This window comes from Serratia sp. P2ACOL2, assembly GCF_003691565.1.
Lineage (GTDB): Bacteria > Pseudomonadota > Gammaproteobacteria > Enterobacterales > Enterobacteriaceae > Serratia > Serratia liquefaciens.
The window spans coordinates 4,201,663-4,222,477 of record NZ_CP033162.1 but is presented as its reverse complement, the minus strand read 5'-3'; the positions used below and the strand labels follow the sequence as shown (position 1 = coordinate 4,222,477).

Genomic DNA, 20,815 nt, shown 5'->3' with positions numbered 1-20,815 from the left:
CAACAGTCAGAACCAAGGAGAATTATCATGACTAAGGCCGTTTTCTATCATGCCGGTTGCCCGGTTTGCGTGAGCGCAGAGCAGCAGTTGTTGGGCCTGCTGAGCCAGGATGTGCAGGTGGACGTGGTTCATCTGGGCGAAACGCCGGCGCGTATCGCCGATGCGGAAAAAGCCGGGGTGCAGAGCGTCCCTGCATTGGTGGTGGGTGGGCAGGTGCTGCACATCAACTACGGTGCGGCATTGGCGGATCTTAAAGCCTGATCGACCTATTGCATTGCCGATAGCTCAATAACAGCCCCGTCTTATCCAGCGGGGCTTTTTGCCGTTGACGATACCGCCGCTGCCGGATACCTTGCCTCATCAGACAGACAATGAGGCATCACAATGTTGGCATTACGTCAGGTACACCACATCGCAGTTATAGGCTCAGATTATGCAGCCAGTAAGCATTTTTACTGCGATATTCTGGGGTTCACCCTATTAGGCGAGTTTTACCGTGCGGAGCGCGATTCATGGAAAGCGGATTTGGCGCTCAACGGTCAATACACCATCGAACTGTTTTCCTTCCCGTCACCGCCGGCCCGCGTCAGTCGCCCGGAAGCCTGCGGCTTGCGTCATTTGGCGTTCAGCGTCGACGACATCGAGCAGGCCATCCAGCATTTGCAGAATGCTGGGGTAGTTTGCGAACCGGTGCGTATCGATCCTTACACCCAGTCACGTTTCACTTTTTTCAGCGATCCGGATGGGTTACCTCTAGAATTATATGAGCTATGAATGCTTAATCGGGACCGGGCGACGCAGGCGGCACCCGCATATGCTATCATCCCGCGCTTGCCGCACGCCCCTTTTGAGTTATGTTCACTATGCAAGAGCCTGTTTTTCGCGTTGGAGAATGGTTAGTTACTCCCGCAGACAACAAAATAAGCCGTGACGGGCGCCAACAGACGTTGGAGCCTCGCCTGATCGATATGCTGCAATATTTCGCCCGGCATCCGGATGTGGTGCTGAGCCGAGATGAGCTGATCGATAATGTATGGAAACGCAACATCGTCACCAATCATGTGGTGACCCAGAGTATTTCCGAGCTGCGCAAATACCTGAAAGACGGCGACACCAATAGCCCGGAATACATTATCACCGTACCCAAACGCGGCTATAAGCTGGCTGCACCGGTCATGTGGTGTGAAGGGGACGATGTGGCAACGCCTGCGGTGCCGCAGGTCGCGGTGATCATGCATGAGCCGGAAGATGGCAGCGACGGCAGCGAAGAAGACGAGGTAGCCTATGAGCCGCCCAAACCAACCAAGACAAAAACGCCGTCGGTCACCTCAACCACCCCTTTTTATCGCCAATCAACATTCTGGGTATGGCTGGCATTTCTTGCTGCGTTGAGCGCCTGTGTGGTGTTTGTTGCCATCGCGACCTTGTCGCAGCGCATACCGGAATCCACCATGCCGGTGCTGATGAACCCACGTGATATTGACATCCGTATTCAGGGCGGTAACAGTTGCAGCAACTGGACGCCGCAGCTCTCTTATGTTGTTGGCCTGAGTGAAGTGGTGACGGACTCGCTGAATACTTACTCGACCTTCCTGGTGCACGATCAGACTAACTACAACTACACCGGACCCAGCAGTTCAGGTAAGTCTCTGACCATTGAGTTCGTCAATCAGCGCCATTATCGCGCTCAGCAGTGTTTCCTGTCGGTGCGTCTGGTGAACAACGCGGACAGTTCTATCATGTTGGATAAGCGTTACTTTGTGACCGATGACAACCAGCTAAAAATTCAGGAAGATTTCCTCAGCAGTCTGTCTACTGCTCTTAAGCAGCCCTGGCCGCCGCAGTTGCAGCAGCGCCTGACCCAGCTTTTGCCGAATTCCGGCCCGGCCTTGCAACAGTATTATCAGGCGCACCAACTCTTGATTCAGGGTGATAACGACTCACTGACCCATGCGAGTAATATGCTGGCGGATATGATAAAAATCACGCCGAATTTTATTTATCTCTCTGCAGAAAAAGCGCTGGCCGATTTATTGCGGAACTCTTATCAACCCTTTGACGGCGTACAATTGGCGCAATTGCAGGCAGAAATCACCCGTCTGAATACGCTGCCGGCGTTAAAAGAGAGCCCGATTATTCAGCAAATCCATACAATACAGGCGCTGGGGCAGGGGAATACCGATGAGGCCCACCAGGCAATCAACAGAGGCATCGAATTGCAGATGTCCTGGATGAATTATGTTTTGCTGGGTAAGGTTTATGAAATGCAGGGCAATAACCACCTGGCGGCAGATTCCTATATCACCGCCTTTAATCTTCGTCCTGGAGAAAATACGCTGCATTGGATAAGTAATGCCGTTTTTCACACCTCAATTAACGCCGTCGTTCCCTATCTCAATAACTATACTCAAAGCGAATAACCTTCGATAACACCGCTGACTCAATATCTTGAGTGGCGGTGTTATTTATTGTGCTGATTTTGTTAAATTAAATAAATACATCGGTTGGTGATTTATTCTCTGTTGTTCACGTTTGTAGATGAAAAATAACACATCTATCCTACTGTTTTTTAGTGATATTTATCTTTTCTTGATGCTGTGTTTAGCTCTTTATTTGTTAATGGAAAACCTCAAGTTATCATTTGTATGATCATGACCGTAATATCACTTTATCTTTAGGACTTTACTGACGCCATTCTTTAGCATCCTGACCATCAAGTCCGGTCATTAGCAAAACTGCATAACGACCTGGACTTATAAGAAATCAAAATCAGGAGAAACTGACCATGGCTTCATCCAAGAAAATCGGGCTTATTGCCTGCACCGGTGTTGTTGCCGGTAATATGATGGGGAGCGGCATTGCATTATTACCCGCGAACCTGGCAAGTCTCGGATCTATCGCTATTTGGGGATGGGTAATATCCATTATTGGTGCGATGTCGCTGGCCTATGTATATGCTCGCCTGGCCACCAAAAATCCTCAACAGGGCGGTCCTATTGCCTACGCGGGTGAAATTTCCCCGGCGTTTGGTTTCCAAACCGGTGTGCTTTATTACCATGCGAACTGGATCGGTAATTTGGCCATCGGCATCACCGCGGTTTCTTATCTTTCTACCTTCTTCCCTGCACTGAATAATCCGGTACCGGCGGGTATTGCCTGTATTGCTATTGTTTGGGTGTTTACCTTTATTAACCTGCTGGGCGGTTCATGGGTCAGTCGTTTGACGACTATGGGCCTGGTATTGGTGCTGATCCCGGTGATTGTGACTGCGACTGCAGGCTGGCATTGGTTCGACGCGGCAACCTATCAGGCTAACTGGAATACCTCCGGTACCACTGATTTCCATGCCGTAATCAAAAGTATCCTGCTGTGCCTGTGGGCGTTTATCGGCGTGGAATCTGCCGCAGTAAGCACCGGCATGGTGAAAAACCCGAAACGTACCGTACCGCTGGCAACCATGCTGGGGACTGCGCTGGCTGGGATCATCTACGTTGCAGCAACTCAGGTCATCAGCGGTATGTATCCTGCGTCTGAGATGGCTGCTTCCGGTGCACCGTTCGCTATCAGCGCCTCTACCATCATGGGTGGCTGGGCTGCGCCAATGGTTTCTGCCTTCACCGCCTTTGCCTGCCTCACTTCACTTGGTTCCTGGATGATGCTGGTTGGTCAAGCCGGGGTACGTGCCGCCAACGACGGTAACTTCCCGAAAGTTTATGGTGAAGTCGATAAAAACGGCGTGCCGAAAAAAGGCCTGCTGCTGGCAAGCTGCAAAATGACTGCGCTGATGGTGCTGATTACGGCCATGAGCTCCGGCGGCGGTAAAGCTTCCGACCTGTTCGGCATGTTGACCGGTATCGCGGTACTGCTGACCATGCTGCCTTACTTCTACTCCTGCGTAGATCTGATCCGCTTCGAAGGTGTCAATATCCGTAACCTGCTGAGCCTGATTGCCTCGGTGCTGGGTTGTGGCTTCTGCTTCATCGCACTGATGGGTGCCGACTCGTTCGAACTGTCCGGTACCTTCATCATCAGCCTGATCATCCTGATGTTCTACGCCCGCAAAATGAATACCCGTCAGACCGCCAAAGCCAACGGTGTAGCCCTCGACGGCAACACGACGGCCAAAGCGCACTAAGCACGTACTGACCCACTTCTTAATTTAGCCCCTTGCAGTAATTGTCACTCGTGATGGCAAGGGGCTCGCTTTACCTGGAGAAATGATTATGAACGTTATAGCTATCATGAACCACATGGGTGTCTACTTTAAAGAAGAGCCTATCCGCGAACTGCACAAAGCATTGGAAAGCCTGGACTTCCGCGTTGTCTATCCTAACGATCGCGAAGACCTGTTAAAGCTGATCGAGAATAATGCACGCTTGTGCGGGGTGATTTTCGACTGGGATAAATACAACCTCGAGTTGTGTGAAGAAATCAGCCAGTTGAATGAATATATGCCGCTGTATGCATTTGCCAATACGCATTCAACCCTGGATGTCAGCCTGAACGATCTGCGCATGCAGGTGCGTTTCTTTGAATATGCGTTGGGTGCGGCTACCGATATCGCTGCCAAGATCAAACAAAACACCGATGAGTACATCGATACCATCCTGCCACCGCTGACCAAAGCGCTGTTCAAATATGTGCGTGAAGGCAAATACACCTTCTGTACTCCAGGCCACATGGGGGGCACCGCCTTCCAGAAAAGCCCGGTCGGTAGCCTGTTCTACGATTTCTTTGGCGCCAACGCCATGAAGTCCGACATTTCTATTTCGGTTTCCGAACTGGGCTCACTGCTGGACCACACCGGTCCGCACAAAGAAGCTGAAGAGTATATTGCTCGCGTATTCAACGCTGAACGCAGCTATATGGTGACTAACGGCACTTCTACCGCCAACAAAATTGTCGGCATGTACTCCGCACCGGCCGGCAGCACCGTATTGATTGACCGTAACTGCCACAAATCGCTGACCCATCTGATGATGATGAGCGACATTACGCCAATCTACTTCCGCCCAACCCGTAATGCTTACGGCATTCTCGGTGGTATCCCGCAGAGTGAGTTTGCCCGTGACACCATCGCCAAACGTGTTAAAGAAACACCAAACGCGACCTGGCCAGTGCATGCGGTAATCACCAACTCTACCTATGACGGTCTGCTGTACAACACCGATCATATTAAGAACGCGCTGGATGTGAAATCTATTCACTTTGACTCCGCCTGGGTGCCTTACACCAATTTCCACCCGATCTACAAAGGCAAATGCGGCATGAGCGGCGGCCGTGTGGAAGGGAAGGTGATTTATGAAACCCAATCCACCCATAAACTGCTGGCGGCGTTCTCGCAGGCTTCGATGATCCACGTTAAAGGCGATATCAACGAAGAAACCTTCAACGAAGCCTACATGATGCAAACCACCACTTCACCGCACTACGGTATCGTGGCGTCTACCGAAACTGCCGCGGCGATGATGAAAGGCAATGCCGGTAAGCGTTTGATTAACGACTCTATTGAACGTGCTATCAAGTTCCGTAAAGAAATCAAACAGCTGAACGTTGAGTCCGAAGGTTGGTTCTTTGACGTCTGGCAGCCAGAACACATCGATCAGGCTGAATGCTGGCCGCTGAAGTCTGACAACGCCTGGCACGGCTTCAAAAATATCGACGATGAACATATGTATCTCGACCCGATCAAAGTCACTCTCCTGACCCCAGGGATGAGTAAAGAGGGTGAAATGCAGGAGTTTGGTATCCCGGCCAGCCTGGTTGCTAAATACCTGGACGAGCACGGTATCATCGTTGAGAAAACCGGCCCATATAATCTGCTGTTCCTGTTCAGCATCGGTATCGACAAAACCAAAGCCCTCAGCCTGCTGCGCGGCCTGACTGATTTCAAACGTTCGTTCGACCTGAACCTGCGGGTGAAAAACATGCTGCCGTCACTGTACAAAGAGGCGCCTGAGTTTTATGAAAACATGCGCATTCAGGATCTGGCGCAGAACATTCACAACCTGGTGGTTGAGCACAACCTGCCGGATCTGATGTACCGCGCATTTGAAGTGCTGCCAACCCTGGTCATGAACCCGTTCAATGCGTTCCAGAAAGAGCTGCACGGTGAAGTGGAAGAGGTTTATTTGGAAGACATGGTCGGCAAGGTGAATGCCAACATGATCCTGCCATATCCTCCAGGTGTTCCACTGGTGATGCCAGGTGAAATGCTCACCGAGGAAAGCCGTCCGGTACTGGAGTTCCTGCAAATGCTGTGCGAAATCGGCGCACATTATCCGGGCTTCGAAACTGATATCCACGGCGCTTACCGTCAGGCGGATGGACGTTACACCGTGAAGGTGTTGAAAAACGATAAATAACTGAAATAACGGGGAGGCGTTTACGCCTCCCTTTTGTCGTTCACCGACTGATGGGAGAAAACCATGAAAACACCCTCACAGCCGCGCGCAATCTACTATGTCGTAGCCATACAAATTTGGGAATATTTCAGCTTTTACGGCATGCGTGCATTACTTATTCTCTATCTTACTCATCAACTTGGTTATTCCGATAGCCGCGCTATCAGCCTTTATAGCGCCTATGCCTCTCTGGTTTACGTCACGCCGATCCTTGGCGGCCTGCTTGCCGATCGCCTGCTGGGCAACCGCGTTGCGGTAATCGCCGGGGCGGTACTGATGACGCTGGGCCACATTGTCCTCGGTCTGAGCGCCGTCTCGACACATTCACTCTATCTGGCCCTGGCGATCATCATCTGCGGCTACGGCCTGTTCAAATCCAATATCAGCTGCCTGCTGGGCGAGTTATACCAACCGCAAGACTCGCGCCGTGAAGGGGGCTTTTCACTGCTGTATGCCGCTGGCAACGTGGGGTCGATTCTGGCACCCATCGCTTGTGGGCTGGCGGCAGAGCGCTATGGCTGGCACGTCGGTTTTGCGCTGGCGGGGATCGGCATGCTGGCAGGGCTGGCCATCTTCCTGTTTGGCAGCCGTCATTTCACCCACACACGCGGGGTGGATCGTGCGCAGATGTGCGCCAACACCCTGAAGGTACCGAACTGGGTGTGGCTAAGCGCCATGCTGTTGTTGGCCCCCTTGTTCTTTACCTCGCTGTTTATTTACGGTCTGGCGGGACAATTACTGATGCTGGTGTGTGCTGCTGCGGTGGTAATGGTGGCGCGGATTATGATCCGGGCTACGAGAGAGCAACGCCGTGGATTGTGGCAGATCGTTATGCTGATGCTGCTGGGTACTTTGTTTTGGGCTTTCGCTCAGCAGGGCGGTAGCTCCATCAGCCTGTTTATCGATCACTATGTCGATCGCCAATGGTTTTCCTGGACGGTGCCGACGGCTTTATTCCAGTCAGTGAATGCCTTTGCCGTGATGTTTGGCGGTGTGATGCTGGCCTGGCTTGTACGAGGCAACGGCAGCGGTAGCCGTACGCTGCGCATTTGGGGGAAATTCGCCTTCGGCTTGCTGCTGATAGGCGTCGGTTTCACCCTGATGGCGCTGAATGCCCGCTACGGTCAGGGATCGATGTTCCTGATGATCGCCGGGCTTTCCGTGATGGGGCTGGCCGAATTGTTCATCGACCCGGTCGCCATGGCGCAAATCACCCGGTTGAATATCCCAGGCGCTACCGGGGTACTGACGGGGATCTATATGCTGACTACCGGCTCGATTGCAAATTATCTGGCGGGCATTATCGCGGGGCAAACAGCGGAAGATCCGGCAACCGGAGCGACCGCACAGGCCTACGCGCACCTGTTCTCGCAAATCGGCTGGTGGGCATTGGGTTGTACTGCCGCAGTGATTGCGGTGTTGGCCATGTGGTGGTTGCTGGCCGGCCGCCACCTGCGTGCGGTTAATGCTTGATTGATGGTATTGCGGGGGGTAACGTGCAGCTATCTGGACGTTATTAAGCCTAATCAATGAATAGCAATCAATTATCTGGACAGCTTGCCCGTCAGCTGGGAGCGCGCCGGCACTTGCTGGTGGCATTCAGCGGCGGGCTGGATTCCAGCGTACTGCTGCACTTACTGGTGCAGTTGCGTCAACAGCTGCCGGAGTTGCAGCTACGCGCGGTGCACGTGCACCACGGCCTGAGTTCTTTTGCCGATCGGTGGGTAGAACACTGTCGCCAACAATGTGCCGCCTGGCAACTGCCATTGGTGGTGCAATATGTGCAGGTCGACGGCCGTCAGGACGGCATCGAAGCCGCGGCCCGGGCGGCGCGCTATTCCGCTTTTGCTGCCACGCTGGCCGCGGATGAAACCTTGCTCACCGCGCAACACCTTGACGATCAATGTGAAACCTTTCTTTTAGCGTTAAAGCGCGGCAGCGGCCCGGCGGGCCTGTCGGCAATGGCTGCGCAAACCTCATTGGGAAATAACGGCTTGTTACGTCCATTGCTGGGCAGTTCCCGGCAGCAGTTGGAAGCCTATGCCCAGCAGCATCAGCTCAGTTGGATTGAAGACGACAGTAACCAGGACTCGCGCTTCGATCGCAATTTTCTGCGCCTGCAGGTATTGCCACTGTTGAATCAGCGCTGGCCGCATTTTGCCGCCGCGACGGCGCGTAGCGCCACCCTGTGTGCCGAGCAAGAGCAACTGTTGGATGAGCTACTGGCAGAGCAGTTGCACTCGTTGCTCGATGAAGAAAATGCGCTGGCGATTGACGGTTTGTTGGGATGCTCGCCGGCCCGACGTTTTGCTTTGTTACGCCGTTGGATCGCAGCACGTGGCGCAAGCATGCCCTCACGCGAACAGTTGCAGCGTCTGTGGGACGAAGTGGCGCTCAGCCGTGAAGATGCCGAACCTCAGCTACAGCTGGGACAATATCAGATCCGCCGTTTCCGTCGGCGCCTATACCTGTTGCCATTGATGGCCGATCTGCGTCAAACCTGCCTGGAGTGGTCGTTGACAGAGCCGCTGATGTTGCCGGATGGATTGGGGGAGCTGGTGAGTGGGGAAGGCGATATTGTCCTGCGCGCTCCGCAGCCACTGCAAAAAGTGAGTGTTCGCTTTAGCGCTCAGGGCAAGCTCCGCATCCTGGGGCGCACGCATTCCCGGTCGATCAAAAAACTGTGGCAAGAGTTGGGTATTCCACCGTGGCAGCGTGAGCGTACTCCTTTGATCTATTATGATGACCAACTTATCGCTGCGCTGGGCGTTTTTGTCAGCGAGGCCGGACAACCCGCCGAGGGGCAGCAACCCCTGCGGCTGCAGTGGCGTAAAAAATAATAAGAGCGTAAGGAGCAATGATGAAATTTGTGAGCGCAATAGCGGTGTTGGTTGGTTTGTGCAGTTTGCCGGCCATGGCGGCGGGGGATGCGGCGGCAGGTAAGGATAAATCCGCCAGTTGCATGGCATGCCACGGCGCTGAAGGGAAGGTCTCGGTGCCAATGTATCCTAATCTGGCTGGGCAAAACGCCATGTATCTGGAGCATGCATTGCAGGCGTATAAGAAAGGCGAACGTAACGGTGGCCAGGCAGAGGTGATGAAAGCCTATGTTTCAGCGCTGTCCGATGACGATATTGCCGATCTGGCAGCTTACTATGCCAGCCTTAAACCCTAACCAGCCTGAAGCTCTAAATGACGAGGGCAGCCGTTGGGCTGCCCTGTTGGGATGGCGTTACCGAAAAATCAGTCAGACAGGCTGACGACCACGGTACCGATTTCCGGATGACTGAAACTGAGGATGTGATCCAGACGCAAGCTGAGAGCATTGCCGGCCTGATCGATAATCAGATACTCAACGCCCTTGGTAAATTTCAGCTCGGTGGCTTTGCCTTCGAGTTTATCTCCGTCGCGTAACTCCAGCTTCAGTATGTAGTTATGCTGACAGGCGAGTTCCAGGCTTTCATAGTCATCGCAATTGATGGATTGGTACTCATCATTCATCAACATAGTCGCTCACCAATAAGTTAGCGGCAGCAAAAGCCGCCTGTTCCCTAACGGAGGACGGTAGCGCGTTATCCGCAGCAACTTCGTCCAATGCCTTTAATACACATGCTAACGCATCAGGCACGTAGCCGCGATCACCACTGCCGATCTCGGCGTAAAAACGGCGTACTAACTCACAGTATTGTTGCACAGTTTCCTCCCTTAAGAACCTCTGCGTCATCGAAACCCTTTAGCGATGAGGCGCAGGCTCTCGGAGCTTGACTCTATCCTAGACGACTATAGCACAGCTATTCTGGAGTTATTAGCACCTGCGCGCGGCTTTCGCACTGCGCTTTGCCTGGCAGCGGTTGGGCCAAATCAAGTACACTGTCGCCTGATAATTATGAGGTCACCCATGGCGCTGAAAGCTACCATTTATAAAGCCACGGTCAATATCGCTGATATGGATCGTCATTTCTACCACGACGCCACGCTTACCTTGGCCCAACACCCTTCCGAAACCGAACAGCGCATGATGCTGCGCCTGCTGGCCTGGATTTGCCACGCCGACGAGCGCCTGGTATTCACCAAAGGCCTGAGTGCTGAAGATGAACCGGAAATCTGGCAGCGTAATGACCATAACGGGCTGGAAATGTGGATCGAAATGGGTCTGCCTGATGAGAAGCGCATCAAGAAAGCCTGTAATCAGTCTCCGCGAGTGGTGCTTTACGCCTACGGGGAACGTGCTGGCCACGTATGGTGGCAATCGATGCAGAGCAAAGTGGCAAACCACAAAAACCTAAGCATCCGTTTCCTGGATGATGAACAATTAAGCAAGCTGGCGGCCTTGGCCAGCCGTAATATGACGCTGCAGGCCACGCTGCAAGAGGGAACTATCTGGCTTTCTGACGCTCAGAATAGTCTGGAAATCCAGTTTGCCGAATGGCAACAGGCGCAGGTGTGATCGGTGCTGGAACTGTCGAGAAGCGTTGCCATACCGGATAACGAGCTGGAATTGACGGCGATCCGTGCGCAGGGTGCGGGTGGCCAGCACGTGAACAAAGCCTCAACGGCCATCCATTTGCGCTTTGACATCCGGGCATCCAGCCTGCCAGAGTATTATAAGGAAAGGCTGCTGGCCCTGAATAATCATTTAATTACCGCCGATGGGGTGGTGATTATTAAAGCGCAGGAATATCGCAGCCAGGAATTAAACCGTGAGGCGGCGTTGGCCAGATTGGTGGCGCTGATTCAGCAGGCGATGGTGGTGGAAAAAGCGCGCAGAGCGACCAAGCCCACGAAAGGGGCTAAATTACGTCGGCTGGAAGGCAAAGTACGTAAAGGCGCAACGAAAGCGCTGCGCGGCAAAATCCGCACTTAAGGATACATGGACACAGTAGGAGAATAGCTGTGAAGAAAATAACAATAGCCCTGTTTTTAGCGGCAGGGGCACTCTCATTATTGGGATGTAATAATCAGTATCAGCCAAAGGAACAGCCTCTTCAGGCAATGCAGCAAAGTTATCAGGGCGTGTTGCCTTGTGCAGACTGCGGCGGCCTGGATACTTCGCTGTTCCTGGATGAAGACGGCACTTTCGTGCTGCAGGAAACCTATCGTGATACCAAAGACGGCGACCAGACTTTCGCTGACTACGGTAAGTGGGCACGAACCGCCGATAAGCTGGTGCTGACGGACAGCCGTGGCGACAAACGCTATTTCCGGCCCGCCGGCAAGAGCCTGGAAATGCTGGATCAAAGCGGTGCGATTATCGAGTCCAAATTGAATTATCGTCTGGATCCGGTAGAGAAAGCCTTGCCTAAAACGCCGATGGCGCTGAAAGGCAGCTACACCTACATGGCGGATGCGGCGGTGTTTAAAGACTGCGCCACGGGCAAGACGTTCCCGGTAGACAATACCATTGCGTTGGAACAAGGGTATGCCAAAGCCTATAAAACGCCGGGTGAACCGGTCTTCCTGACGTTGAATGGCCACTTCAGTGTTCAGCCGTCAATGGAAGAAGGGCAGACTGAAAAGGCGCTGGTGCCGGACGGTAAACTCGTTTTCGACCGCAGCAAAAATTGCGACAGCAAATAACGACCATAAAAAAACCCGCCTAGGCGGGTTTTTGCTTTCTGTCTCTGCGGATCAGCGTTTGATCTGCCCCAGCAGGAAATCAACGATTTCGCCGGTTTTGATCATTTGCTTCTCGCCGACACGGCGGTTTTTGTACTCAATCTCTTCGCTGTCGAGGTTACGGTCGCCGATAACGATAGAGTGCGGCACGCCAATCAGTTCCATATCCGCGAACATCACGCCTGGACGTTCTTTACGGTCATCGAGGATCACGTCGATGCCATGGGAACGCAGGGTATTGTACAGCTCTTCCGCCAGCGCCTGCACGCGGAAGGACTTGTGCATATTCATTGGCAGAATGGCGACCTGGAACGGGGCGATAGCATCTGGCCAGATGATGCCGCGATCGTCATGATTCTGTTCGATAGCTGCAGCCACCACGCGAGTGACCCCAATACCGTAGCAGCCCATGGTCAGGACCTGATTACGGCCGTCTTCGCCCTGAACCGTCGCCTTCATTGCTTCAGAGTACTTGGTGCCGAGCTGGAAGATATGGCCCACTTCGATACCGCGTTTGATCAGCAATGTCCCTTTACCGTCCGGGCTGGTATCGCCATCGACCACGTTACGGATATCGGCAACCTGCTGTGGCAGCGGCAAATCACGCTCCCAGTTGATGCCGAAGTAATGCTTACCGTCAATGTTGGCACCGGCGCCAAAATCGCTCATCGCCGCGACGCTGCGGTCGGCTACGACCGGAAGCTGCAGATTGACCGGGCCGAGTGAACCAGGGCCTGCGCCGACGATGGCGCGGATCTCTTCTTCGGTGGCGAAGGTCAGCGGAACGGCAACCTGTGGCAGCTTCTCGGCTTTCACTTCATTCAGTTCGTGATCGCCACGCACCAGCAGAGCAACCAGCTTGTGGCCGCTTTCCTCTTTAGCGCGAACCAGCAGCGTTTTGACCGTTTTCTCGATAGGCAGTTGGAATTGTTCTACCAGCTCGGCGATGGTCTTGGCATTCGGCGTATCTACAATGCGCAGTTCTTCGCTGGCTGCCGCACGTGGCTGAGCCGGGGCAACCGCTTCTGCCAGTTCGATATTGGCAGCAAAGTCGGAACCGGTGGAAAACACGATATCGTCTTCACCGCTATCGGCCAGCACCTGGAACTCGTGTGAGGCGCTACCGCCGATAGAGCCGGTATCGGCATCCACCGCACGGAAGTCCAGGCCCATGCGGCTGAAGATTTTGCTGTAGGCTTCGTACATCGCATCGTAAGTCGCCTGCAGAGATTCCTGCGAGGTGTGGAACGAGTACGCGTCCTTCATCAGGAATTCACGCGAACGCATCACGCCGAAACGAGGGCGGACTTCATCGCGGAACTTAGTCTGAATCTGGAAGAAGTTCAGCGGAAGTTGCTTGTAAGAGCTGATCTCGTTGCGGATCAGATCGGTGATCACTTCTTCGTGCGTTGGACCCAGTACGAATGGGCGATCGCCGCGATCGACAAAGCGCAGCAGTTCAGGACCGTACTGCTCCCAACGGCCGCTTTCCTGCCACAGATCGGCAGGCTGTACTACCGGCATGCAAACCTCGATCGCGTTAGCATTGTTCATTTCTTCGCGAACGATGTTTTCAACCTTTTTCAGAACGCGCAGGCCGGTAGGCAACCAGGTATAAAGACCGGAGGCAAGCTTGCGAATCATCCCGGCGCGCAGCATCAGCTGGTGGCTGATCACTTCGGCATCGGCAGGTGTCTCCTTCAGAGTGGAGAGCAGATATTGGCTAGTACGCATGGTGTTTTGGTTCCGTTAGAACTGCAAATTGCAACCGGCTGCCAGTAGTAGGGCAGCCAAAATTTTCGAAAGTGATTTAGTTTACCAGTGCGAGCAGGTTGTCAAAAGAGAGACGGTGGAATTTTAACGCAGGTCGAGTGACAACACCTCGGTTTGCTGATCCACCACCCGCCAGCGCACGTTGAAATCCAGCAGCCAGACGGCATAATCCCGTTCCGCCTGTTGCCCCTTGCGGTAAGCCGGACGCGGATCCTGAGCCAGCACCTGAGTGATAAACCGACGTAGCTGCGGATAACGCTGCTGATGTTGCAGCAACTGCTGTTCCGCCTCGGCAGTAAAGCTCACCGGCATATCGCCGGCTGGTGCGGCTTGGGCAAATCCGGCGCGTGCCTGCGGCTGGCTTTCGGCAAACGGCAGGTAAGGTTTGATATCTACCACCGGCGTGCCGTCAACCAGATCCAGGCTGCCTAATTCCAGTACTACCTCAGCGCCTTGAATGCGCACGCCTTTTAATTCGATCAGCGACATGCCGAGCGGGTTGGGGCGAAAGGTCGAGCGGGTTGCGAAGACGCCCATCCGGGCATTACCGCCCAGACGAGGAGGGCGAACGGTTGGCCGCCAGCCACCTTCCAGGGTTTGATGGAAAATGAACATTACCCAAAGATGGCTGAAGTCGCTAAGGCCGCGTATTGCTTCCGGCTGGTTATAAGGAGGCAGCAGCACCAGTTCGCCGCCACCGTCTTCGACTAACCCCGGCTGGCGGGGTACGGCGAATTTTTCTTTATACGGTGAACGAATAGTGCCGATCTGATTGAAAACAAACTCGGTCATTTGGACGAAACGTTAAGCGCAGAGCCCTGGCAAATGGCCTGTTGGTAACAGCCGGCAACGCCGCTGACAATCTGGCAGTCATGCAGCAGCACGGCATTGGCCTTCATGTAGGACGCGCGAATTTGCATACGCTTACGGGCGGTGGCCAGATTGGGTGGGGAATCCTGTACTGTCGTCTGGCAAGATTCGCCGGAGACTTCACCCAGATCGCGGAATGGCTTACCTACTAATTCTTCTGCACTTTTGTACAGTTTTACCGGTGCCGGACGTGCTGCTGGCGTGGTTTTTGCGGGTGTGGTCGAGACCGGTTTGCTGGTGCTGCTTGTTGAAGGTGGCGCGAAACGCTGCGACGAACACCCTGCAAGCGCGAGCGCTAACAAACAGAGAGGTAAAGCACGCATTGAGATTCCTCTGCCTTGATGGAATATGTGAGTGGCGCTATTGAAGCAATCTATGGTGGAAATAACAAGACGGGCCGGAGCCCGTCTTGCAATTATAGGAATAAATTCGGTAATTAATGATTACCAGCCTTTAACTGCACCACCGTTAAAGATTTTGTTGGCTGCTTCGTTCACTTCGTCAGACTGATAGGCCTGAACGAATTTCTTCACGTTTTCCGCGTCTTTATTGTCTTCGCGGGCAACCAGCAGGTTCACGTAAGGTGAATCTTTATCTTCAACAAACAGGCCGTCTTTTGCCGGTGTCAGGCCAATCTGGCTGGCGTAAGTGGTGTTGATCACCGCCAGCGCGATTTGCTGATCGTCCAGCGAGCGTGGCAGTTGCGGCGCTTCCAGCTCGACCAGCTTCAGGTTTTTCGGGTTTTCAGTCACGTCCAGCACGGTTGGCAGCAGGCCAACACCGTCTTTCAGTTTGATCAGGTTAACCTTCTGCAGCAGCAGCAGGGAGCGGCCCAGATTGGTTGGGTCGTTTGGCAGCGCAACCTGAGAACCGTCTTTCAGTTCGTCCAGAGATTTGATCTTCTTGGAGTAACCGGCAATCGGGTAAACGAAGGTGTTGCCGACCGGTACCAACTTATAGCCGCGATCTTTGATCTGCTGATCCAGATACGGTTTGTGCTGGAAGGCGTTCAAATCGATGTCGCCTTTACTCAGTGCTTCGTTCGGCAGCACGTAGTCGTTGAAGGTCACCAGTTCGACGTCCAGACCGTATTTTTCTTTCGCCACTTTTTGCGCGATTTCAGCAACCTGCTGCTCAGCACCGACAATGACGCCGATTTTGATATGGTTCGGATCTTTTTCTTCCTGACCGCAGCCTGCCAGAGCCAGAGTACCGATCAGTGCGCCGATTGCCGCGATGGATTTAAATTTTAACGACATATCCCTTCCTCATTAGACTCGCATTTGAAATACGCTGTGTGAGCGCAGTTGCTGTAAAAACTATTTATGGGTGACGGCTTTGACGATCCGATCACCGCAGAACTGAATCAGATAGACCAGCACTACCAGTAATACTAATACGGTATTCATTACTGTGGCGTTATAACCTATATAACCGTACTGATAACCGATCTGCCCCAGCCCGCCGGCACCTACCGCACCGCCCATGGCGGAATAACCCACCAACGTGATCAAGGTAATGGTGGCAGCGTTGACCAGGCCCGGTAGGGCTTCCGGCAGCAGTACCTTTTTGATGATTTGCATCGGGGTCGCGCCCATTGCGCGGGCAGCTTCCACCAGGCCAGAAGGGATCTCCAGCAGGGCGTTTTCTACCATACGGGCGATAAAGGGCGCTGCGCCGACCGTCAGCGGCACGATAGCCGCCTGCAGGCCGATAGAGGTACCGACGATCATCCGCGTAAAGGGAATCATCCACACCAGCAGGATAATGAACGGAATGGAACGGAACACGTTCACTAACCCGGACAGCGTCCTGTATAGCGTATTGTTGGCGGCGATTTGCCCCGGGCGAGTCACATACAACAGCACGCCAACCGGCAAGCCAAGTACGAAACCGAAGAAGCCGGAGACAAAGGTCATCATGACGGTTTCCCACACGCCGCGCGCCATTAGCCAAATCATTGCCTCAGACATAACCCAGAACCTCTACTTTTACCTGATTTTCCTGTAGGAACTTAATCGTTGCCAGCGCATCTTCATCGCTGCCGTGCAGCTCTGCCAGCATCACGCCGAATTTAACGCCGCCGGCGTAATCCATCTGGGCGCTGATGATATTGTTGTTGACGTTGAAACGGCGAGCGGCTTCTGACAGCAGCGGCGCATCTACGGACTGGCCGGTGAATTCCAAACGCAACAGCGGCTGACGGCCACCGCTGCGTTCCGGAGCCAGACGCTTGGCATAATCATCGGGGATATCCAGATGCAGCGTGGATTGAATGAACTGTTGGGCCAGCGGCGTTTTCGGGTGAGAGAACACTTCGCTGACGCTGTCTTTTTCAATCAACTGACCCTGGCTGATGACCGCGACCTGATCGCAGATGCGTTTCACCACGTCCATCTCATGGGTGATCAACAGGATGGTCAGGCCGAGACGACGATTAATGTCTTTCAGCAGTTCCAGAATGGAACGGGTAGTGGCTGGATCCAATGCGCTGGTGGCTTCGTCACACAGCAGGACTTTCGGTTGGCTTGCCAGCGCACGGGCAATCGCCACGCGTTGCTTCTGGCCGCCGGACAGATTGGCCGGGTAGGCGTCGTGTTTGTCCGACAACCCGACCAGTTCCAGCAATTCGGTCACGCGCTTTTTGATTTCAGCCCGTGGGGTGTTGTCCAGCTCCAGCGGCAGCGCAACGTTGCCAAATACCGTGCGGGAAGAAAGCAGGTTGAAGTGTTGGAAGATCATGCCGATTTGGCGGCGTGCGCGTGTCAGTTCGCTTTCAGACAGCGAGGTCAGATCCTGTCCGTCAACCAACACCTGGCCGGAAGTCGGGCGCTCAAGCATGTTGGCGCAGCGGATCAGCGTACTTTTACCGGCGCCTGATGCACCGATAACGCCATAAATTTGCCCGGCAGGGACGTGAAGAGTCACGTCAGAGAGCGCGCTAATGGTGCGCGAACCCTGCTGGAACACTTTGGTGATGTTAGAAAGTTTAATCATATTCTTCTTATTTTAGCGTGGTTGCCCGTGGCTAGATAAAAGTAAACCTTGGCGTGGACCAAGGTATAAATCAGATGTTAAGGCGTCTAGACGTCTAAGTCAACGATCAACGCTGTTCTCTGCCGTTCTCAGTACCGGGTAAAACATGCGATACTGTCCGGGTTTTCAGGCCCTCAGGAGCAAACCGGTGACACAAAGCGTTCCAGCAATTTTCCTCGATCGTGACGGCACGATTAATGTCGACCATGGCTACGTCCATGAAATCGATAATTTCCACTTTATAGAAGGCGTGATCGACGCCTGTCGCGAACTTAAAAAGATGGGCTTTGCTTTAGTATTGGTGACCAACCAGTCTGGCATTGCGCGTGGCAAGTTCAGCGAAGACCAATTTATGTACCTGACGGAGTGGATGGATTGGTCGCTGGCCGATCGCGATGTTGACCTGGACGGTATCTATTTCTGTCCGCATCATCCTGAAGCTGTAATAGAAGAGTACCGTCAGACATGCGACTGCCGTAAACCTGAGCCGGGCATGCTGTTGCAAGCGCAGCAAGAATTGAACATTGATATGGCCGCTTCTTATATGGTGGGTGACAAACCGGAAGATATGCAGGCGGCAATAGCGGCAGGTGTCGGTACTAAAGTTCTGGTGCGCACCGGTAAGCCGGTCACTGAACAAGGTGAGAAACTGGCGGATTGGGTGCTAAATAGCCTAGCAGACCTGCCAGAAGCCATCAAAAAGCGGGTTTAATAGACGTTATGCATGAATAGTGAGCTGTCAGATAAAAAGTGAATATTAATCCTTGTCATTCTGAACCGGCTCCCTATAATGCGCCTCCATCGACACGGAACATGTGAACAACTTCACAGAGTCTCCGGGGTTCGAAGAGAAAAAATCCTGAAATTTAGGGGTTGACTATGAAAGAGGAAAGCGTATTATACGCCACCTCGAGATAGCAAGCTACGGCGGCTAACTCACTGCTCTTTAACAATTTATCAGACAATCTGTGTGGGCACTCCACAAGACGATATCCAGAACCTTAGGGTTCAAAAAAATATCAAGTCTTGAAGAGTGACCAAGCAATAATTCATTTAGTTGACGTGTTTAACTGATGAATATTACGAAAGTTAATTTTCGAGCATCGCTTCACGAGTTGAAGCAAATCAAGCTTTTAATTGAAGAGTTTGATCATGGCTCAGATTGAACGCTGGCGGCAGGCCTAACACATGCAAGTCGAGCGGTAGCACAGGAGAGCTTGCTCTCTGGGTGACGAGCGGCGGACGGGTGAGTAATGTCTGGGAAACTGCCTGATGGAGGGGGATAACTACTGGAAACGGTAGCTAATACCGCATAATGTCTACGGACCAAAGTGGGGGACCTTCGGGCCTCATGCCATCAGATGTGCCCAGATGGGATTAGCTAGTAGGTGGGGTAATGGCTCACCTAGGCGACGATCCCTAGCTGGTCTGAGAGGATGACCAGCCACACTGGAACTGAGACACGGTCCAGACTCCTACGGGAGGCAGCAGTGGGGAATATTGCACAATGGGCGCAAGCCTGATGCAGCCATGCCGCGTGTGTGAAGAAGGCCTTCGGGTTGTAAAGCACTTTCAGCGAGGAGGAAGGGTAGTGTGTTAATAGCACATTGCATTGACGTTACTCGCAGAAGAAGCACCGGCTAACTCCGTGCCAGCAGCCGCGGTAATACGGAGGGTGCAAGCGTTAATCGGAATTACTGGGCGTAAAGCGCACGCAGGCGGTTTGTTAAGTCAGATGTGAAATCCCCGCGCTTAACGTGGGAACTGCATTTGAAACTGGCAAGCTAGAGTCTTGTAGAGGGGGGTAGAATTCCAGGTGTAGCGGTGAAATGCGTAGAGATCTGGAGGAATACCGGTGGCGAAGGCGGCCCCCTGGACAAAGACTGACGCTCAGGTGCGAAAGCGTGGGGAGCAAACAGGATTAGATACCCTGGTAGTCCACGCTGTAAACGATGTCGACTTGGAGGTTGTGCCCTTGAGGCGTGGCTTCCGGAGCTAACGCGTTAAGTCGACCGCCTGGGGAGTACGGCCGCAAGGTTAAAACTCAAATGAATTGACGGGGGCCCGCACAAGCGGTGGAGCATGTGGTTTAATTCGATGCAACGCGAAGAACCTTACCTACTCTTGACATCCAGAGAATTCGCTAGAGATAGCTTAGTGCCTTCGGGAACTCTGAGACAGGTGCTGCATGGCTGTCGTCAGCTCGTGTTGTGAAATGTTGGGTTAAGTCCCGCAACGAGCGCAACCCTTATCCTTTGTTGCCAGCACGTAATGGTGGGAACTCAAAGGAGACTGCCGGTGATAAACCGGAGGAAGGTGGGGATGACGTCAAGTCATCATGGCCCTTACGAGTAGGGCTACACACGTGCTACAATGGCGTATACAAAGAGAAGCGAACTCGCGAGAGCAAGCGGACCTCATAAAGTACGTCGTAGTCCGGATCGGAGTCTGCAACTCGACTCCGTGAAGTCGGAATCGCTAGTAATCGTAGATCAGAATGCTACGGTGAATACGTTCCCGGGCCTTGTACACACCGCCCGTCACACCATGGGAGTGGGTTGCAAAAGAAGTAGGTAGCTTAACCTTCGGGAGGGCGCTTACCACTTTGTGATTCATGACTGGGGTGAAGTCGTAACAAGGTAACCGTAGGGGAACCTGCGGTTGGATCACCTCCTTACCTAATGATATTGATTCGCGTGAAGTGCTCACACAGATTGTCTGATGAAAAAGTAACGAGCAGAAATACCTTTATAGGCTTGTAGCTCAGGTGGTTAGAGCGCACCCCTGATAAGGGTGAGGTCGGTGGTTCAAGTCCACTCAGGCCTACCACTTCTCGAAGTGGAAAAGGTACTGCACGTGACTGTATGGGGCTATAGCTCAGCTGGGAGAGCGCCTGCCTTGCACGCAGGAGGTCAGCGGTTCGATCCCGCTTAGCTCCACCATATAGTCCTGTATTTCAATACTTCAGAGTGTACTGGCAACAGTATGCTGCGAAGTATTTTGCTCTTTAACAATCTGGAACAAGCTGAAAATTGAAACATGACAGCTGAAACTTATCCCTCCGTAGAAGTATTGGGGTAAGGATTAACCTGTCATAGAGTCTCTCAAATGTAGCA

General features: G+C 53.2%; 20 protein-coding genes, 2 tRNA genes and 1 rRNA gene. 15 read left to right on the top strand and 8 right to left on the bottom strand.

Annotated features, from left to right (window positions below; all coding sequences use genetic code 11):
- Positions 1-27 precede the first annotated feature (27 nt).
- The 8 genes from EBA31_RS20475 (at position 28) to EBA31_RS20440 (ending at position 9,579) form a co-directional block, all read left to right on the top strand.
- Complete coding sequence (locus EBA31_RS20475; protein WP_122080071.1) at positions 28-261, top strand: glutaredoxin domain-containing protein; 234 nt, start codon at positions 28-30, stop codon at positions 259-261.
- A gap of 123 nt (positions 262-384) precedes the next feature.
- Positions 385-774 (top strand): VOC family protein, encoded by a 390-nt coding sequence (locus tag EBA31_RS20470; RefSeq protein ID WP_020828347.1) that lies wholly within the window; start codon positions 385-387, stop codon positions 772-774.
- An 89-nt stretch (positions 775-863) separates the two neighbouring features.
- Positions 864-2,420, top strand: coding sequence for a lysine decarboxylation/transport transcriptional activator CadC (cadC, locus tag EBA31_RS20465; RefSeq protein WP_122080070.1), 1,557 nt, complete (start codon positions 864-866; stop codon positions 2,418-2,420).
- Positions 2,421-2,785: 365 nt separating this feature from the next.
- Positions 2,786-4,135, top strand: a complete 1,350-nt coding sequence (gene cadB / locus EBA31_RS20460; protein WP_020828345.1) for a cadaverine/lysine antiporter — start codon at positions 2,786-2,788, stop codon at positions 4,133-4,135.
- Between the two features lie 88 nt (positions 4,136-4,223).
- Positions 4,224-6,365 (top strand): lysine decarboxylase CadA, encoded by a 2,142-nt coding sequence (locus EBA31_RS20455; RefSeq protein ID WP_020828344.1) that lies wholly within the window; start codon positions 4,224-4,226, stop codon positions 6,363-6,365.
- A gap of 63 nt (positions 6,366-6,428) precedes the next feature.
- Positions 6,429-7,877, top strand: a complete 1,449-nt coding sequence (gene dtpD / locus EBA31_RS20450) for a dipeptide permease DtpD (RefSeq protein WP_115058151.1) — start codon at positions 6,429-6,431, stop codon at positions 7,875-7,877.
- Between the two features lie 56 nt (positions 7,878-7,933).
- On the top strand, positions 7,934-9,244 hold the full coding sequence (gene tilS / locus EBA31_RS20445; protein ID WP_122080069.1) for a tRNA lysidine(34) synthetase TilS: 1,311 nt from the start codon (positions 7,934-7,936) through the stop codon (positions 9,242-9,244).
- A gap of 17 nt (positions 9,245-9,261) precedes the next feature.
- Positions 9,262-9,579, top strand: coding sequence for a cytochrome c (locus EBA31_RS20440; RefSeq protein WP_162838000.1), 318 nt, complete (start codon positions 9,262-9,264; stop codon positions 9,577-9,579).
- Between the two features lie 68 nt (positions 9,580-9,647).
- Here the strand turns inward: EBA31_RS20440 and rof are convergent, their stop codons facing one another.
- The gene (rof, locus tag EBA31_RS20435; RefSeq protein ID WP_230090436.1) at positions 9,648-9,905 is read right to left on the bottom strand and encodes a Rho-binding antiterminator; all 258 of its coding nucleotides are present in this window, start codon (positions 9,903-9,905) and stop codon (positions 9,648-9,650) included.
- A complete protein-coding gene (locus tag EBA31_RS20430; protein ID WP_041415645.1) occupies positions 9,898-10,098 on the bottom strand; it encodes a YaeP family protein in 201 nt (66 codons plus the stop codon). Before EBA31_RS20430 ends, rof begins: the two co-directional genes overlap by 8 nt.
- 204 nt (positions 10,099-10,302) lie before the next feature.
- Here EBA31_RS20430 and EBA31_RS20425 point away from each other — a divergent pair, with 204 nt between their 5' ends.
- From EBA31_RS20425 to nlpE, 3 genes are read left to right on the top strand one after another with little or no spacing between them, the layout of a single operon-like run.
- Positions 10,303-10,851: a YaeQ family protein gene (locus EBA31_RS20425; RefSeq protein ID WP_020828338.1), complete on the top strand. Its 549-nt coding sequence runs from the start codon at positions 10,303-10,305 to the stop codon at positions 10,849-10,851.
- 3 nt (positions 10,852-10,854) lie between these two features.
- The gene (arfB, locus tag EBA31_RS20420) at positions 10,855-11,268 is read left to right on the top strand and encodes an alternative ribosome rescue aminoacyl-tRNA hydrolase ArfB (RefSeq protein WP_046372783.1); all 414 of its coding nucleotides are present in this window, start codon (positions 10,855-10,857) and stop codon (positions 11,266-11,268) included.
- Positions 11,269-11,297: 29 nt separating this feature from the next.
- On the top strand, positions 11,298-11,981 hold the full coding sequence (gene nlpE, locus EBA31_RS20415; RefSeq protein ID WP_041414885.1) for an envelope stress response activation lipoprotein NlpE: 684 nt from the start codon (positions 11,298-11,300) through the stop codon (positions 11,979-11,981).
- A gap of 51 nt (positions 11,982-12,032) precedes the next feature.
- Here the strand turns inward: nlpE and proS are convergent, their stop codons facing one another.
- From proS to metN, 6 genes are all read right to left on the bottom strand, one after another.
- Positions 12,033-13,754 carry a proline--tRNA ligase gene (gene proS / locus EBA31_RS20410; protein WP_122080068.1) on the bottom strand — a complete coding sequence of 574 codons (1,722 nt, stop codon included), beginning with the start codon at positions 13,752-13,754 and terminating at the stop codon, positions 12,033-12,035.
- A gap of 123 nt (positions 13,755-13,877) precedes the next feature.
- Positions 13,878-14,585, bottom strand: coding sequence for a tRNA (N6-threonylcarbamoyladenosine(37)-N6)-methyltransferase TrmO (gene tsaA / locus EBA31_RS20405; protein ID WP_020828334.1), 708 nt, complete (start codon positions 14,583-14,585; stop codon positions 13,878-13,880).
- Positions 14,582-14,986, bottom strand: a complete 405-nt coding sequence (gene rcsF / locus EBA31_RS20400; protein ID WP_020828333.1) for an Rcs stress response system protein RcsF — start codon at positions 14,984-14,986, stop codon at positions 14,582-14,584. Before rcsF ends, tsaA begins: the two co-directional genes overlap by 4 nt.
- 120 nt (positions 14,987-15,106) lie before the next feature.
- Entirely contained in the window at positions 15,107-15,922 is an 816-nt protein-coding gene (locus tag EBA31_RS20395; RefSeq protein WP_020828332.1) for a MetQ/NlpA family lipoprotein, read from the bottom strand.
- Positions 15,923-15,982: 60 nt separating this feature from the next.
- Complete coding sequence (locus EBA31_RS20390) at positions 15,983-16,636, bottom strand: methionine ABC transporter permease MetI (RefSeq protein WP_020828331.1); 654 nt, start codon at positions 16,634-16,636, stop codon at positions 15,983-15,985.
- Complete coding sequence (metN, locus tag EBA31_RS20385; protein WP_020828330.1) at positions 16,629-17,660, bottom strand: methionine ABC transporter ATP-binding protein MetN; 1,032 nt, start codon at positions 17,658-17,660, stop codon at positions 16,629-16,631. The genes EBA31_RS20390 and metN overlap by 8 nt, the downstream gene beginning before the upstream one ends.
- Positions 17,661-17,847: 187 nt before the next feature.
- On the opposite strand from metN, the gene gmhB reads away from it, so the two are divergent.
- From gmhB to EBA31_RS20365, 4 genes are all read left to right on the top strand, one after another.
- Positions 17,848-18,411: a D-glycero-beta-D-manno-heptose 1,7-bisphosphate 7-phosphatase gene (gene gmhB, locus EBA31_RS20380; RefSeq protein ID WP_020828329.1), complete on the top strand. Its 564-nt coding sequence runs from the start codon at positions 17,848-17,850 to the stop codon at positions 18,409-18,411.
- Between the two features lie 422 nt (positions 18,412-18,833).
- Positions 18,834-20,376: ribosomal RNA gene (locus tag EBA31_RS20375) — 16S ribosomal RNA — on the top strand.
- Positions 20,377-20,451: 75 nt separating this feature from the next.
- Positions 20,452-20,528: transfer RNA gene (locus EBA31_RS20370), tRNA-Ile, on the top strand.
- Positions 20,529-20,565: 37 nt separating this feature from the next.
- Positions 20,566-20,641: transfer RNA gene (locus tag EBA31_RS20365), tRNA-Ala, on the top strand.
- Positions 20,642-20,815: the final 174 nt, after the last annotated feature.